Source organism: Pseudofrankia sp. EUN1h (genome assembly GCF_001854645.1).
In the GTDB taxonomy this organism is placed as follows: Bacteria; Actinomycetota; Actinomycetes; order Frankiales; family Frankiaceae; genus Pseudofrankia; species Pseudofrankia saprophytica.
In genome coordinates, this window is the sequence record NZ_MBLN01000002.1 from 469,396 (window position 1) to 483,587 (window position 14,192).

A 14,192-nucleotide genomic window follows, 5' to 3' on the forward strand; every position below is an offset into this window, starting at 1 on the left:
CGAAGACGACTGAGTAGCGAAGACGACTGAGTAGCGAAAACTGCGCGCCGAAGAGGTCGGCCCGGCGGCGCTGATCAAGAGGATCTAGCCGTTCGAGCGCGACGCTCCTGCCGTGTGGCGATATCTGCTGGATCAGCCCATTTCCGGCTTTGCCCCGGCGTGTTGGCCCGGTGTGGCGGCGCGCGCGTGCGAGCGTCGTCCCCGTGGCCCACCCTGTCGCCTCCCGCGGTGCCGCGGCGCTCCGGCTGACCCGGCTGACCCGGCTCGCGCACGCGTTCGGCGTCGCGCTGCCGGGACCGGCCGTGGCCTGCGCGGCCGGGCTGGTCGCCGTGCAGCTGCTGGTGCTGATCGTCTGGGGAGCCGACACCAGGTCGAGTGCCGGTGCCGGCGCCGCGCTGCGGGTGGGCGCCGACCTGTGGTTGCTCGCGCACGGCGCGACCCTGCGGCTCCCGGACGGCGATATCCGCGTCCTTCCGCTCGGGCTGGCCGCGTTGCCCGTCCTGCTCGCCGCCTCGTCCGGCTACCGGCTGGCCGCCACCCGGGCCGGCGGGGCCATGGCGCGCCCGCTGCGGGAGGTCAACGTCGCCGCCGGCCTGCCGGGGCGGATCGGCTCCCGACTGCGTTCCCGGATCCCCGGCCAGGCCGGCCTCGTGCCGCCACCACCGGCCGGCGGTGGCGGCGGTGGCGGCGGCCAGCCGGGAGTGACCCGACGTCGGGTCCGGCCGCGCCGGGTGCTCCTGGACATCGCGGCGGTCGTGTTCGCGCAGACCGCGCTGGTCTGCGTGGTCTGCTTCGCGGCGTCGAGCCCGGCCGCGCGGCCGGTGCCCGGCTCGGCGGCCCTGGGCGCCGCCGGGCTGTCGGCCCTGGGCGCGACCATCGGCGTCCTGGCCGGCTCCCGCCGACTGGGCGCGGCCTGGCGGCGGATCCCCACGATGCTGCGGGTGCCGCTGGCCGGCGGCCTCGCGGCGACGGCGGCGCTCGTGGCCGTTGGCGCGCTGGGCCTGTGCGTGCTGCTGGTGGTCCGGGCGGGCAGCGTGTCCGGCGCGGCCAGTGGGCTGGATCCGGGTCTGGTCGGGGGCTTCGGGCTGTTCGCGATCCAGCTCGTCCTGCTGCCCAATCTGGCCGTCTGGGCGTGCTGCTACGCGCTTGGCACAGGATTCGCCGCCGGGCCGACGGTCACCGTGACCCCGACGTCCGCCGCGCCGGCCACCCTGCCGGACCTGCCGGTGCTGCGGCTGCTGCCCTCGGACGCGCTTCCCGGCTGGGCCTGGCTGGTGCTCGCGGTGGCRCCGCTCGCGGCCGGGACGGCGCTCGCGCTGTCGGTGCGTCGGGCCACTCCCGGCGCGACCMTGGTCGGCCGCCTCGGGGTCGTGCTGGCCGGCGCGGCCGCCTGCGCGCTCCTGGTCGGGCTGCTCGCGGCGCTCTCTGGCGGCGGTATAGGCACCCAGGCGGCGGCCACGTTCGGGCCGGCGCCTGGCTGGGCGATCCTCGCGGCGCTGATGGAGGTCGGGATGGCCGGCGCGCTGGTGACCAGCGTCGCCGAGCTCGTCCATCGCCGCCCCTAGGCCGGGTCCGACGGCCTCGGGCCGTCCGGTGCGGGGCCTCGCGGGCCGTGTTCCTGAGCGGGCCGCGAGTGTCATAGCTGGTGGCTACGGTGTGATCGTCCGGGCGGTCGCCCGGAGGAGCCAGCCGTCCGCCGAGCCGCGGGAGCTCGCCGCCGCCGGCCAACGAGCAGGCGGCGCGGTCGCCCCACGATGCCCGCCTGGAGTCCGGGAGGCCGTCATCGCACCCACCGCGGCACAGATTCGTGCCCAGTCGACCGATCTGCGCGCCCTGGGCTGGTCATATCGGCGGATCGCCGCGCACTGGCAGCTGGCCCATGGGCTGGGTGCCCGGCTCGCGTTCCGGCTGGCGCACGGCTGGACACAGGAGGATGCCGCCCGCCGCTGGAACGAGCGGTGGCCGGCCTCCCCCAAGACCGGTAAGTCCTTCAGCTACTGGGAGACCTGGCCCGCGTCCGGTGGCCGCGCGCCGTCGCCGCTCGCGTTGGCCCGGCTCGCCGAGCTGTACCTGTGCCGCCCCGGCGACCTGGTGGACGGCCTCGACTACGGCGTCCTCGACCCGGGCCTGGACGCGGGCGGCGGGCGAGACGGCCATGGCCCGCGCGACCACCCCGGCCAGGGCCGCCTCAGCCAGGGCCACGCCGGCCGGGGCCGCCTGGCCCGTGACGGCCGCGGCGGCTGGCCCGGTTCGCCAGCCGGCCCGCCTGACCCGGACTTCGAGCTCGACCTGGGCCTCGCCTTCGGCCAGCAGTTCTGGCACCCCACCGACGCGTTGTGCGGGTAACGCGGATGGCGGCGTCCGGAGGGGGCAAGTCAGTACAGTCGGGGGTCGAGTCACCACCTCGGGCCCAGGCTGGCGGACTGGTCAGCAGCGGGCCCGACTCCAACCCCGACCATGCCAGGAAAGGCGCGCGGCGCCCGAGTCGCCGGACCCAGGCCGACAGCGGCCGTGGAGCCGGCTCGCGGCGCCCGCCGTCAGCCCGGCCCTCTTGTCTGCCCCCGACAGGGCCGACCGCCGCCAGGCGCCCCCGATCCGTGACCGCGTCGAGAGGGCGTGAAACGCCCGATGGCGGGGCGCCCGGCGCCCCGCCCCTGCTGCTTCGGAGAGCCCTGTGCCTGCCCGCTTGGTCGTTCTCGCGTCGGGAACCGGCACCACCCTGCAGGCGGTCATGGATGCCTGCCAGGACCCGGCCTATGGCGCCCAGGTCGTCGCGGTCGGCACGGACCGGGCGGGCACCGGCGCCGAGCGCCGTGCCCTGGCCGCCGGCCTGCCGGTGTTCACCGTCCGGCTGGAGGACCACCCCGACCGGGACGCGTTCAACGCCGCGACGGCGGACCGGATCGCGGTCGAGTGCCCCGACCTGTTGGTGCTCGCCGGGTATATGAAGATTCTCGACAAGCAGGTCATCGGGCGGTTCCGCACGGTCAATACCCATCCGTCGCTGTTGCCGTCGTTCCCCGGCGCGCACGCGATCCGCGACGCCATCGCGCACGGGGTGAAGGTCAGCGGGGTCACCGTGCACTGGGTGGACGAGGGGGTCGACACCGGGCCGATCATCGCCCAGGCGGCCGTGGACGTCCTGCCGGATGACACCGAGGACATCCTGCGCACGCGGATCCAGGCAGTCGAACGCGGGCTGTATGTCACCACGATCGGCGAGATCGCGCGTGGGCGGCCGACGGCGGCCGCCGCCCGCTAGCCGGGGCCGTCGGCCGCCCACATGGGGGCGCGACGGCTTCGGTTGGCGTTGGACTGCGTGGAATGCATGGTCGACAAGGAGGAACTATGACGAGGCCGCAGGATCTGACGACGACGGTCCTAGCCGAGGCCGACGGCCCGGCGGCGGAGTCCTCGGACGCCGATGCCGCGCTGCGCGCCGAGGTGGTCGCCACCGGGCGCCGGCGGCTGCGCCGGGCGCTGGTCAGCGTCTACGACAAGTCGGGGCTGGGTGACCTCGCCGAGGCGTTTCAGGCCGCCGGGGTGGAGGTCGTGTCGACGGGCTCCACGGCCGAGGTACTCGCCAGGCACGGCCTCGCCGTCACCCCGGTGAGCACGCTGACGGGTTTCCCGGAGGTGCTTGGTGGCCGGGTGAAGACGCTGCATCCCCGGGTCCACGCGGGCCTGCTGGCCGACCTGCGCCAGGTGGAGCACGCCGAGGCGCTGGCCGAGCTCGACATCGAGCCGTTCGACCTGGTCGTCGTCAACCTGTACCCCTTCCGGGAGACGGTGGCGGCCGGCGGGACCGAGGACGAGGCGGTCGAGCAGATCGACATCGGCGGGCCGGCGATGATCAGGGCGGCGGCGAAGAACCACGCGTCGGTCGCGGTCGTCGTCGAGCCGGACGACTACCCGGCCCTGATCGAGGCGGTCCGGGGCGCTGGCTTCGACCTCGCCGCGCGCCGCCGGCTCGCCGCCAGGGCCTTCGCCCACACCGCCGGCTACGACGCGGCCGTCGCGTCCTGGTTCGCGAGCGTCGTCGCCCCGGACGAGACCGCGAGCCAGACCGGCTGGCCGGACGTGCTGACGGCCCAGTGGCGGCGCTCGGACGTGCTGCGCTACGGCGAGAACCCGCACCAGCGAGCCGCCCTCTACGTCGCCACCGACGACCGGACCCCGGGGCTGGCGACGGCGAGGCAGCTGCACGGCAAGCAGATGTCCTACAACAACTACACCGACACCGACGCGGCCCGCCGCGCCGTCTACGACTTCGCCGAGCCGACCGTCGCGATCATCAAACACGCCAACCCGTGCGGGATCGCCATCGCGGACGACATCGCCGAGGCCCACCGCAAGGCGCACGCCTGCGACCCGGTGTCGGCCTTCGGCGGTGTGATCGCGACCAACCGACCGGTCACCGTCGAGCTCGCCGACCAGATCGCGGAGATCTTCACCGAGGTCGTCGTCGCGCCGGGTTACGAGCCGGGAGCCGTGGACATCCTGTCCCGCAAGCCGTCGATCCGCGTACTGGAGTGCGCGCCGCCGCCGCACCAGCGCGGCGTCGAGCTGCGCCAGGTGACCGGCGGGCTGCTGCTGCAGTCCCGCGACGCGCTGGACGCGGCCGGGGACGAGCCGTCGGCCTGGACGCTGGAGGCCGGCGCGCCGGCGGACGAGGCGACGCTCGCCGACCTGCGGTTCGCCTGGCGGGCGGTCCGCGCCGTGAAGTCGAACGCGATCCTGATCGCCGCCGGCGGGGCGACCGTCGGGGCTGGCATGGGTCAGGTGAACCGGGTGGACGCGGCCCGGCTCGCGGTCACCCGCGCCGGGGACCGCGCGAAGGGTGCCGTCGCCGCGAGCGACGCGTTCTTCCCGTTCCCCGACGGTTTCCAGGTGCTGGTCGACGCCGGGGTGCGGGCCGTGGTCGAGCCGGGTGGATCGGTCCGCGACGAGCTCGTGGTCGAGGCCGCGCGGGAGGCGGGCGTGACCCTGTACTTCACCGGCGTGCGGCACTTCGCGCACTGACCCCTGGGGCGCACTGACCCCTGGGGGCGCTGGCCCCTGGGGGCGCTGGCCCTGGGGGCGCGCTGACCCACGAACGGGTCACGGGCGCACGGCTGGATCATCGGCGAGGTGGGTCCCGGCGGAAGGACGAGCGGCCGGTGGGGAAGAACCTCACCGGCCCGCGCCGGGCCCGCCTCGTCGGTTCCGCCCACCGCCACCACCGCCGTCACGCCGGCCGGCGCGACGTTCACGCCTCGTGCGCGCGTCATGAGGCAGTGCGCGATCGTCCCCCGTCCCCCCGTTCGAGCCAGGGGGCCTGGGGGTCGCGCCTTGCTGGTCTTTGGCGCCGGCCGGCGGAGGCTCCCGCTCCCGGCCTGGTTCCGCGTGGGGTTCTCCTGGACTGGCCGCCGGGTCCGCAAGAGGGCGCGGGGTGCCCGGCGGCCGGTCGAGGAGAAGGTGGCGGTCGGCGCCAGAGCTTCAGACGCTCGTCGACTCCGCGGCCGTCGTGCCCCGCCGCGCCGCCGGGCTCGTGGCACCCGTCGTCGTGGTGGTGGCGCCGGCGGCCGGGGTGGTGCTGCCGCTGGCGGCGGCGCTGGCCTGGCCGCCGGGCACGTCGCTGTTCGGCACGTAACGCTGCGAGACCCAGTCGAGCGCCTCGCGCCACGAGGCGCCGTAGAGAACGGAGATTCGATCCGCGGTCTGGCGCGCCAGCGCCTGGACGAACACGCGGTCGTCGCTGTCGAGATGCCGGGCGTCCCCGAAGGTCTCCCACGCCCGGAACATCAGCTCCTGAAGCTTCTTGCTGTGTGGCGACTCGTCTGCCACGTCACGCTCCTCCTGCTGTGGGACCTGACGGGGCAGTCTGCCCTAGTCCGGGTGAGCGCCGCGCGGTGGGGGTGCTTAAGGGGCAAAGGAGGCGCGACAATGTCCTTTCTTCGCGCCTCCGGCGGCGCCGTCCGCAGAGGCCCTACGCGGGTGGGTGTGCCCGGTAGTGGCCTCCCTCTTTACACTGCGGGCGTGGCCGGACTGGGCGTGACGCGAGRCCGGCGGCCGGCGCCGCCCGCCGCGCCTCATTCGGCGGCCGGTGGTTCCGCCCCGCGGCCCGGCTCGCGAGCCCAGGCGAAGGCGCTGCGGGCAGCGGAGCGCCGAAGCCGGTCGCCCTGGTTCGTGCGGCAGCTCGTGCTGACCGCGGCGCTGGCCGGCGTGACGCTCAGCCTGGTCATGGTCGTGCAGCAGCGGTGGCGGCAGGGCCTGTTCGGTCTCGGCGCCGTGCTGCTGGTGATGACGCTGGCGCGCCTGGTCCTGCCCACGCGCAGTGTCGGGATGCTCGCGGTGCGGGGTCGGCTGTTCGACGCCGCCACACTACTGATCATGGGCTGTGCTGTGATTGGCCTCACCCTGTTGGTCCCGATCCCCCCTCCGTAAGGGCCACCCCGTCGGTCGCCGTCACGAAGTGTCAGCCCAGCTCGAAGCGAGCGGGACTACCGTTAGGTAGCCAGACGCACCAGACGCGAAGCGGAGTAGCGGTGACAGAGTCAGCAATCATCTATACGTTCACCGACGAGGCGCCAGCCCTGGCGACGTACTCGTTCCTCCCGGTGATCCAGGCTTATGCCGCTACTGCTGGTGTCCCCGTCGAAAGTCGTGACATCTCCCTGGCCGGTCGGATCATCGCGACGTTTCCGGACTACCTCGACGAGTCCCAGCGCATCGGCGACGCGTTGGCCGAGCTCGGTGAGCTGGCCCTGCGGCCCGAGGCGAACATCATCAAGCTGCCGAACATCTCGGCGTCGATCCCGCAGCTGAAGGCGGCGGTCGCCGAGCTGCGGGGCAAGGGCTACGCCCTGCCGGACTACCCGGACGACCCGAAGACCGACGAGGAGCGCGACGTACGCGCCCGCTACGACAAGATCAAGGGCAGCGCGGTCAACCCGGTGCTGCGCGAGGGCAACTCCGACCGACGAGCTCCCGCCTCGGTCAAGAACTACGCGCGCACCCACCCGCACAAGATGGGTGCCTGGAGTGCCGACTCGAAGACCAACGTCGCGACCATGGGTCACGACGACTTCGCCAGCACCGAGAAGTCGGCCGTCATCGACTCGGACGGCGCGCTGCGCATCGAGCTGGTCGGCGCGGACGGCGTCACGACCGTGCTGAAGGAGACCGTCAAGGTCCTCGCCGGTGAGGTCGTCGACACCGCCGTGCTGCACGTCGGACCGCTGCGCGCCTTCGTCACCGAGCAGATAGCCCGCGCCAAGGCCGAGGACGTGCTGTTCTCCGTGCACCTGAAGGCCACGATGATGAAGGTCTCGGACCCGATCATCTTCGGCCACGTCGTGCGCGCGTTCTTCCCGAAGACGTTCGCCGCCTACGGCGACACGCTCGCGGCCGCCGGCCTGAACCCGAACGACGGCCTCGGCGGCATCTTCGGCGGCCTCGCCGCGCTGCCCGACGGCGAGGCGATCAAGGCCTCGTTCGACGCCGAGCTGGCCGAGGGCCCGGCGCTCGCGATGGTCGACTCCGACCGGGGCATCACCAACCTGCACGTGCCGAGCGATGTCATCGTCGACGCCTCGATGCCGGCGATGATCCGCACGTCCGGTCACATGTGGGGCCCGGACGGCAAGGAGGCCGACACGCTGGCGGTGCTGCCGGACAGCAGCTACGCCGGCGTCTACCAGGTCGTGCTCGACGACTGCCGGGCGAACGGTGCCTACGACCCCGCCACGATGGGATCAGTGCCGAACGTCGGCCTCATGGCCCAGAAGGCCGAGGAGTACGGCAGCCACGACAAGACCTTCGAGATCCCGGCGGACGGCACCGTACGGACCGTCGACCTGTCGGGTGCCGTGATCCTGGAGCAGCCGGTCTCCAAGGGCGACATCTTCCGGATGTGCCAGGTCAAGGACGCCCCAATCCAGGACTGGGTGAAGCTCGCCGTCGCTCGCGCCCGTGCCACCGGCGACCCGGCCGTGTTCTGGCTCAACGAGGACCGCGCACACGACGCCCAGCTGATCAAGAAGGTTCGGGCCTACCTGCCGGAGCACGACACCGAGGGCCTGACCATCGAGATCCTGTCGCCGGTCAAGGCGACCGCCTACTCGCTCGAGCGGATCCGCCGCGGCCTCGACACGATCTCGGTCACCGGCAACGTGCTGCGGGACTACCTGACCGACCTGTTCCCGATCCTGGAGCTGGGCACCAGCGCCAAGATGCTCTCGGTCGTCCCGCTGATGGCCGGCGGTGGCCTGTTCGAGACCGGTGCCGGCGGCTCGGCGCCCAAGCACGTCCAGCAGCTGGTCAAGGAGAACTACCTGCGCTGGGACAGCCTGGGCGAGTTCCTGGCCCTTGCCGTCAGCTTCGAGCAGTTCTCGAACGTCACCGGCAACGCCCGGGCCAAGGTGCTTGGCGAGACGCTCGACCGGGCGACCGGCACGTTCCTGGACGAGAACAAGTCGCCGGCCCGGCGCGTCGGCGGGATCGACAACCGTGGCAGCCACTTCTACCTGGCGCTCTACTGGGCCCAGGAGCTCGCCGCGCAGACCGCGGACGCGGAGCTGGCCGCCGCCTTCGCGAGCTTCGCGAAGACGCTGGCCGAGCAGGAGACGACGATCGCCGCCGAGCTGCTCGCCGTGCAGGGCTCGCCGGCCGAGATCGGCGGCTACTACCAGCCGGACCCGGCCAAGGCCACCGCGGTCATGCGTCCGTCGGTGACCTTCAACGAGACCCTCGCGGCACTGACCGTCTGACGGTCAGCTAACGGTCGACACGCCGGCCGCTCCCGCCCCGGCCCGGGGCAGGGGCGGCCGACGCCGTCTCCGGGGCATCGCCCCCCTGGCCGGCGCCGGCCCCGTCGCGGCCGGCCCCCTCGCGGCTGACGCCGCGGCCCGGGTGGCGGCGCGGAACGACCCGACGGAAGCGATCAGCGACCCAGCGTCGATTGTCCTGCTCGGGCTCGGCATCGTCGGGCCCGCCGTGCTGGCTGGGCCTCCCGCCGTTGCCGGCGGGTTCCGCCCGCTCGGGCTGGCGGTCGCCGCTGGTTTCCTCCCGTTCCTCGTCGGCCTCCTGGCCCTCCTGGCCCTCCTGGGCGTCAGCGGCGCCTTGCGCGCCGGCGCCGTCCGCCTGGCCGGCGCCACCTGCCTGGTTGTCGCCATCCTCCTGGCCCGAGTCACCTGGCTGGCCCGAGTCACCTGGCTGGGCCGCGTCGGCGCGCCGGCCGGCGGTGCCGGACGGGCGGATGTCCGAGTTGCCGGGGGCGGTGACCGCCCACGCCGCGACGAAGAGTATCCAGCGCATCAGGATGTTGATCCAGATGAGCAGACCGACGATGACGGCGAACGTGCCGTACACCGGGTTGCCGGTCGTCTTGCCGACCAGCCAGGTGCCGACCAGCTTGAACGCCTCGAGACCGACCGCGCCAAGCAGCGCCGCCCGCACCACCGCCCGCCGGTTCGTCTCCTTCGGCAGCCGCCAGAACAGGTACAGAAAGACCAGCGTGTCGGCGATCAACGCGAGCAGGAAGCCCAGCAGCCCGGCCAGCCAGGCCGCCGCGGAGCTGCCTTCCAGGCCTGTCACCCGCAGTAGCACCCCGTTGGCCAAGGTCGCGACGCTGGTGAGCGCCAGCGACACGATGAGCAGCAGGCCCAGGCCGGCGAGGACGCTGACATCGCGCAGCCGCCGGGTGATCAGGTTGCCCGCGTCGGTGCTCTGGTGCCACATCAGCCGGATCGCGTCGCGCAGCGCGGAGACGCACGCCACGCCGGCGAGCACCAGACCGACGAGACCGATGAGCCCGACACCGATCTTCGCCGAGCCGAGGCTGGACACGTTCAGCTTGTCGGCGAGCCCTGGCAGGTAGCCGTTGATCTGCTTGACGATCTCCTGCTTGACGTCGGGATTCACGGCGACGACGAAGCCGATGACGGCGTATATCAACGCGATGATCGGAAAGAATGACAGGAAGGCGAAGTAGGTGACGCCGGCGGCCAGCCGATCGCCACCGTCGGACGTGTATCGGCCATAGGCGCGGATCGCATGGTCCAACAGCGGGATCCGCCGGCGTGTCGTCGAGACACCGCCGGACACCCCGCGCCAGGTCGCGCCGAACGCCCCGCGGATGTCTGTCACGCAGCGTGCATACCCCTACGGCGCCGATGCGCAACATTCCCTAGGCCACATAAACAGGCTCAGGGGCACCTTGGTCTGGTCGGGTGTGCGTAGTCCGACGGTGGGGTGCTCGGCCCGCGGTGCCTCAGCCTGGCCGTGCTTCGGCGAGGACGGCGTCGGAGAAGGGCGGCCACGCGTCGAGGGCCCAGTGGCCGAAATCGCGGTCGGTCAGGCAGACGCAGGCGACGCCGGCGACCGGGTCCACCCACAGGAACGTGCCCGAGCGGCCGAAGTGGCCGAACGTGGCCGGCGAGCTCGTCGTCCCGGTCCAGTGCGGCGTCTTGCGGCCGCGCAGCTCGAAACCGAGCCCCCAGTCGTTCGGCCGCTGCATCCCGAAGCCGGGCAGCACCCCGTCCAGTCCAGGGAAGGCGACCGCCGTCGCCGTGGCGAACGTCTCGGCCGCGAGCAGCGCCGGCGACAGCAGCTCGGCGGCGAACGCGGCGACGTCGTCGACCGTCGACCAGATCCCATAGGCGGGCGAGGACTCCAGCACGGACGACGTCATCCGGAGCGGCGCGAACACCGCCTCGTCCAGATAGGGGGCGAACCCGATGCCGGTGGCGGCCTCCAACGCCCGCCCAAGCTCCTCGAAACCGGTATTGGAGTAGATCCGGCGGGTGCCCGGGCGGGCGAGCACCCCCGTCCCGGAGAACGCGAGACCAGACGCATGGGCGAGCAGGTGAGCGACGGTGGAGCCCTCCGGGCCGGCCGGGTCGTCGAGAGCGAAGGCGCCTTCCTCGACGGCGACCAGCGCCGCATAGGCGGACAGCGGCTTCGACACGGACGCCAGCCGGAAGCGGGCCGTTACGTCGCCGACCTCGGCCACCCGGCGCACCGACCCGTCGGCGCCGCGCGCGAGCACCGCCGCCGCGACCTGGGGGACGGGCCAGTCGGCAACCTGCTTGAGCGCCTCCACGATCCGCACTCTATGGACAGGACGCGCCAGGGGGTTGGAGTCGGGCGGGCAGCCGGCCTCGGCTGTTTCGGGGATCACAGGGCAGCCTCGTGGCCGGGCACCGGGAGCTCCGGGTCGGAGCACCGGCTGCCAGACTGGGCTGATGCGCCGCGTTCGTGCCCACCGCGGTGCCGTGACGGCCCGTTCGACCGCCGTCGTGGTCCCGGCCTCCGCCGGGACCGTCGTCGCGGCGTCCGTCCCGACCGTGCCAACCGTGCCCGTCTCCTCAGTCGCCCCAGCCGCCGTCCCGACCGCTAGGACCGCCCGATGAGCGCCGCAGCCGCCACGACGCCCGACCAGTCCGTACCCCACGCCTCCCCGCGCCGTCCGGCCGAATCCGCCGAGGCGCCGGCGGTGCCGGTCGGCGACCTGGCGGAGCTGCGCGGGCGCCTCGTCGACGTGCTGGTCGTCGGCGGCGGCCCCGCCGGGGCGGCCGCGGCGCTGGCGGCGCTGCGCCACCGCCCGGACGCCACCGTGGTGATCGCCGACCTGGCCGCCTTCCCGCGTGACAAGACCTGCGGCGACGGCATCGCGCCGCACGGGCTGGACGTGCTGCGCGAGCTGGGGGTGCCCGACGCGGCCGCCGGCTTCCGGTCGGTCGACCGATTGCGCCTGCGCACCCCCGGCGGCGCCGAGGTCGCCACCCCGTCGAGGCGGGCCGCCCATGTCATCCCGCGGAAGGTGTTCGACGCCCGGCTCGTCGCGGCCGCCGCCGCTCGCGGCGCGCGCGTCGTCCGCCACCGGGTCCGTGAGATCGCGGTCACGACCGTCGACGGCGCGCCTGCCGTCGTCGTCGACGGTGGGGCGCTGGCCGCCCGCGTGCTCGTCGGCGCCGACGGCGCGAACTCGGTGGTGCGCCGGGCGCTCGGCATCGAGATGAACCCGCCGGACTCGCTGGCGATCGCGGTCAGGGCCTACGCGGACGCACCCAAGGCCGACGTGCCGCCCGAGCAGTACATCGAGATGACCGACGAGGGCTGGCCGGCCTATGCCTGGTCGTTCCCGATCGGTGACGGGCGGGCGAACATCGGTTTCGGGATGCTGCGTTCTCAGCTGGACGTGCAGACCGCCCGAATCGACCCGGGCGCAGGCCGTGGCGCCAGCCTTGGCGCCGGTGGCGTCGCGGCTGGCGGCGCGGCCACGTCGGGCCGGGCGGTGCTGCACGGGACGCTCGCGAAGATCCTGCCCGAGCAGCCGGCCTATCCCGGCACGCTGCGCGCGCACCATCTGCCGATGTCGACCTGGCGGCCCCGCCAGCCCGACGGCCAGGTCCTGCTCGTCGGCGACGCGGCGTCGCTGGTCAACCCGCTGACCGGCGAGGGGATCTACTACGCGCTGCTGTCCGGCTCGCTCGCCGGCGACGCGGCGATGCGGGCCGTCCTCGACGGTCGGCCGGCCAGTGTGGGGGCCGCCTACCGGCGCGCGCTCGCCGGCGAGCTCGGCCGTCATCTGCGGCACACAGCGCTGCTCGCGGGCCTGGCCGGCCGGCACCGCGTGCTCATGGACGCGGCCGTGCGTTCCGCGAGCCGGCGTACCGAGCTCTACGACACCCTTGTGGAGATCGGCCTGGGCCGGGGCACCATTCCAACGGCCTCGCTCACCCGGTTGGCCGCTCGACGGCTGCTTCCCCACCGCGCGGCCACGCCTGGTTCTGTCTGAGACCACTCGGACTGAGACCGCTCGGGCCTAACCTCCCGAAGGGGCCGAAATCCGCCCGAGAACTGGCGGGCGACGTCGGCTAGAGGACCAATATCACGGTGGCCCCGGGTGGGGAGGCCGGCGCGCGGCCGTTATCCTTGACAAAGACCTGTCGGATCCTCTAGCGAGGACGACCGCGAGGAGGTGGCCGCTGTGAGTTCTAGCGGGTGCTCTAGTTACGGCCACCTCCACCCGACGCTCGACGAAGGGTACGCGGCGTAGCAGCAGCCAGGGCCGGTCAGCCATGACGAGGCCCGGCTCCCGTTCTTCTCCGGGTGCGACCTGCTCGCGCCCGACGCCGCACGCCCCAGCAACGTCCAGCGTCCTGCCTGGGTGGGGTTGGCCGACCAGATGACAGTTCGGCCCGGACCGCCACCGTGCGGCCTGCTCTCGACGTGCGCGCCCGACCGGCTTCGGCCGGTGGTTCKGTGCGCGGAACGGGGACCCCTATGAGCATCACGACCACGGCCAACCGCGTCGTGTCCCGCCGAGCGGCGGAGCGTCTTGACATTCCGGTGGCCAGCCGCGTGACGCTGCTGCCGCGACCGGTCAACCGCGAGGCGTTCAGTCGCGGCGCCGAGCGCATCGCCCGCTACCTCGGGACCGGGCGCTATCTGGCCATCCAGACGGTGATCGTGATCGTGTGGATCGCGCTCAACATCGCGATCCCGCTCATGCGCTGGGACCCGTACCCCTTCATCCTGCTGAATCTCGCCTTCTCCACCCAGGCGGCGTACGCGGCCCCGCTCATCCTGCTGGCGCAGAACCGCCAGGACGACCGGGACCGGGCGGGGCTCGCCGAGGACCGCGCGGCGGCGCTGCGGGCCAGGGAGGACACCGAGTTCCTCGCCCGGGAGGTCGCGTCGCTGCGGCTGGCGCAGAGCGACGCGGCGACTCGTCAGTACCTGCGGGGCGAGCTCGCCCACCAGCTCGACGACCTGCGTGAGGACCTGCGTGGCCTGGTCCTCGACGCGGTGCGTGCCACCCTGTCCGCGTCCGAGACCGTTCCGGCCGGTGCGGGGGCGCCCGGCAAGCTGGACGCCGGGCTCGAGCCGGCTGACACCGTGTCGACCGGGACGCAGGGGCGTCGCGGCGGACGCGGCGGTGACCGGTCCACGGGTGGCCGTGGCGGTGGCCGCCGCGCGAGCGGCGAGCGGCACCGGGCGGCGCCCGGTGCTCCGGCCGCCGCCGCCATGAGGGTGTCGCGCTCGAGCGGTCGCGGACCCGGCGGTGAACCGTTCGGTAATGCCGACCACGGTGGGTGACCCGGGGCGGATCGAGTTCGCGACGACACCGCCCCCCTTGTCTCGTTGTGGTGATCCCATCACGTAACGTAACAGCGTGAATGTTGCCAGCGCTCCCCATCACCTTC

11 protein-coding genes are annotated in these 14,192 nt (G+C 73.4%); 8 read left to right on the forward strand and 3 right to left on the reverse strand.

Annotated features, from left to right (window positions below; all coding sequences use genetic code 11):
- Positions 1-203: 203 nt before the first annotated feature.
- The 4 genes from BCD49_RS02715 (at position 204) to purH (ending at position 5,022) form a co-directional block, all read left to right on the forward strand.
- Positions 204-1,565 carry a cell division protein PerM gene (locus BCD49_RS02715; protein WP_071041069.1) on the forward strand — a complete coding sequence of 454 codons (1,362 nt, stop codon included), beginning with the start codon at positions 204-206 and terminating at the stop codon, positions 1,563-1,565.
- Positions 1,566-1,656: 91 nt separating this feature from the next.
- Complete coding sequence (locus BCD49_RS44730; RefSeq protein WP_007517131.1) at positions 1,657-2,346, forward strand: helix-turn-helix domain-containing protein; 690 nt, start codon at positions 1,657-1,659, stop codon at positions 2,344-2,346.
- A gap of 328 nt (positions 2,347-2,674) precedes the next feature.
- Positions 2,675-3,262 carry a phosphoribosylglycinamide formyltransferase gene (gene purN / locus BCD49_RS02725; protein WP_007517130.1) on the forward strand — a complete coding sequence of 196 codons (588 nt, stop codon included), beginning with the start codon at positions 2,675-2,677 and terminating at the stop codon, positions 3,260-3,262.
- Between the two features lie 86 nt (positions 3,263-3,348).
- Positions 3,349-5,022, forward strand: a complete 1,674-nt coding sequence (gene purH, locus BCD49_RS02730) for a bifunctional phosphoribosylaminoimidazolecarboxamide formyltransferase/IMP cyclohydrolase (protein WP_007517129.1) — start codon at positions 3,349-3,351, stop codon at positions 5,020-5,022.
- Between the two features lie 456 nt (positions 5,023-5,478).
- On the opposite strand, the gene BCD49_RS02735 is transcribed toward purH, so the two are convergent.
- The gene (locus BCD49_RS02735) at positions 5,479-5,826 is read right to left on the reverse strand and encodes a hypothetical protein (RefSeq protein ID WP_007517128.1); all 348 of its coding nucleotides are present in this window, start codon (positions 5,824-5,826) and stop codon (positions 5,479-5,481) included.
- 342 nt (positions 5,827-6,168) lie between these two features.
- On the opposite strand from BCD49_RS02735, the gene BCD49_RS44735 reads away from it, so the two are divergent.
- Positions 6,169-6,426, forward strand: a complete 258-nt coding sequence (locus BCD49_RS44735; RefSeq protein ID WP_051466105.1) for a DUF3017 domain-containing protein — start codon at positions 6,169-6,171, stop codon at positions 6,424-6,426.
- A gap of 101 nt (positions 6,427-6,527) precedes the next feature.
- On the forward strand, positions 6,528-8,750 hold the full coding sequence (locus BCD49_RS02745) for an NADP-dependent isocitrate dehydrogenase (RefSeq protein WP_007517126.1): 2,223 nt from the start codon (positions 6,528-6,530) through the stop codon (positions 8,748-8,750).
- A 7-nt stretch (positions 8,751-8,757) separates the two neighbouring features.
- Here the strand turns inward: BCD49_RS02745 and BCD49_RS02750 are convergent, their stop codons facing one another.
- Both BCD49_RS02750 and BCD49_RS02755 read right to left on the reverse strand, forming a co-directional pair.
- Positions 8,758-10,128 carry a YihY/virulence factor BrkB family protein gene (locus tag BCD49_RS02750; RefSeq protein WP_007517125.1) on the reverse strand — a complete coding sequence of 457 codons (1,371 nt, stop codon included), beginning with the start codon at positions 10,126-10,128 and terminating at the stop codon, positions 8,758-8,760.
- Positions 10,129-10,252: 124 nt separating this feature from the next.
- Positions 10,253-11,083, reverse strand: coding sequence for a serine hydrolase domain-containing protein (locus BCD49_RS02755; RefSeq protein WP_027140144.1), 831 nt, complete (start codon positions 11,081-11,083; stop codon positions 10,253-10,255).
- 306 nt (positions 11,084-11,389) lie between these two features.
- Here BCD49_RS02755 and BCD49_RS02760 point away from each other — a divergent pair, with 306 nt between their 5' ends.
- Together BCD49_RS02760 and BCD49_RS02765 are read left to right on the forward strand one after the other, a co-directional pair.
- Positions 11,390-12,781 carry an NAD(P)/FAD-dependent oxidoreductase gene (locus BCD49_RS02760; protein ID WP_007517123.1) on the forward strand — a complete coding sequence of 464 codons (1,392 nt, stop codon included), beginning with the start codon at positions 11,390-11,392 and terminating at the stop codon, positions 12,779-12,781.
- A 488-nt stretch (positions 12,782-13,269) separates the two neighbouring features.
- Positions 13,270-14,085, forward strand: a complete 816-nt coding sequence (locus tag BCD49_RS02765; protein WP_007517122.1) for a DUF1003 domain-containing protein — start codon at positions 13,270-13,272, stop codon at positions 14,083-14,085.
- The last annotated feature ends 107 nt before the right edge of the window (positions 14,086-14,192 follow it).

Bases quoted from the DNA above. Each gene is read 5' to 3' on its own strand.
- purH (WP_007517129.1), top strand. From the start codon at position 3,349: ATGACGAGGCCGCAGGATCTGACGACGACGGTCCTAGCCGAGGCCGAC.
- BCD49_RS02760 (WP_007517123.1), top strand. From the start codon at position 11,390: ATGAGCGCCGCAGCCGCCACGACGCCCGACCAGTCCGTACCCCACGCC.
- BCD49_RS02765 (WP_007517122.1), top strand. From the start codon at position 13,270: ATGAGCATCACGACCACGGCCAACCGCGTCGTGTCCCGCCGAGCGGCG.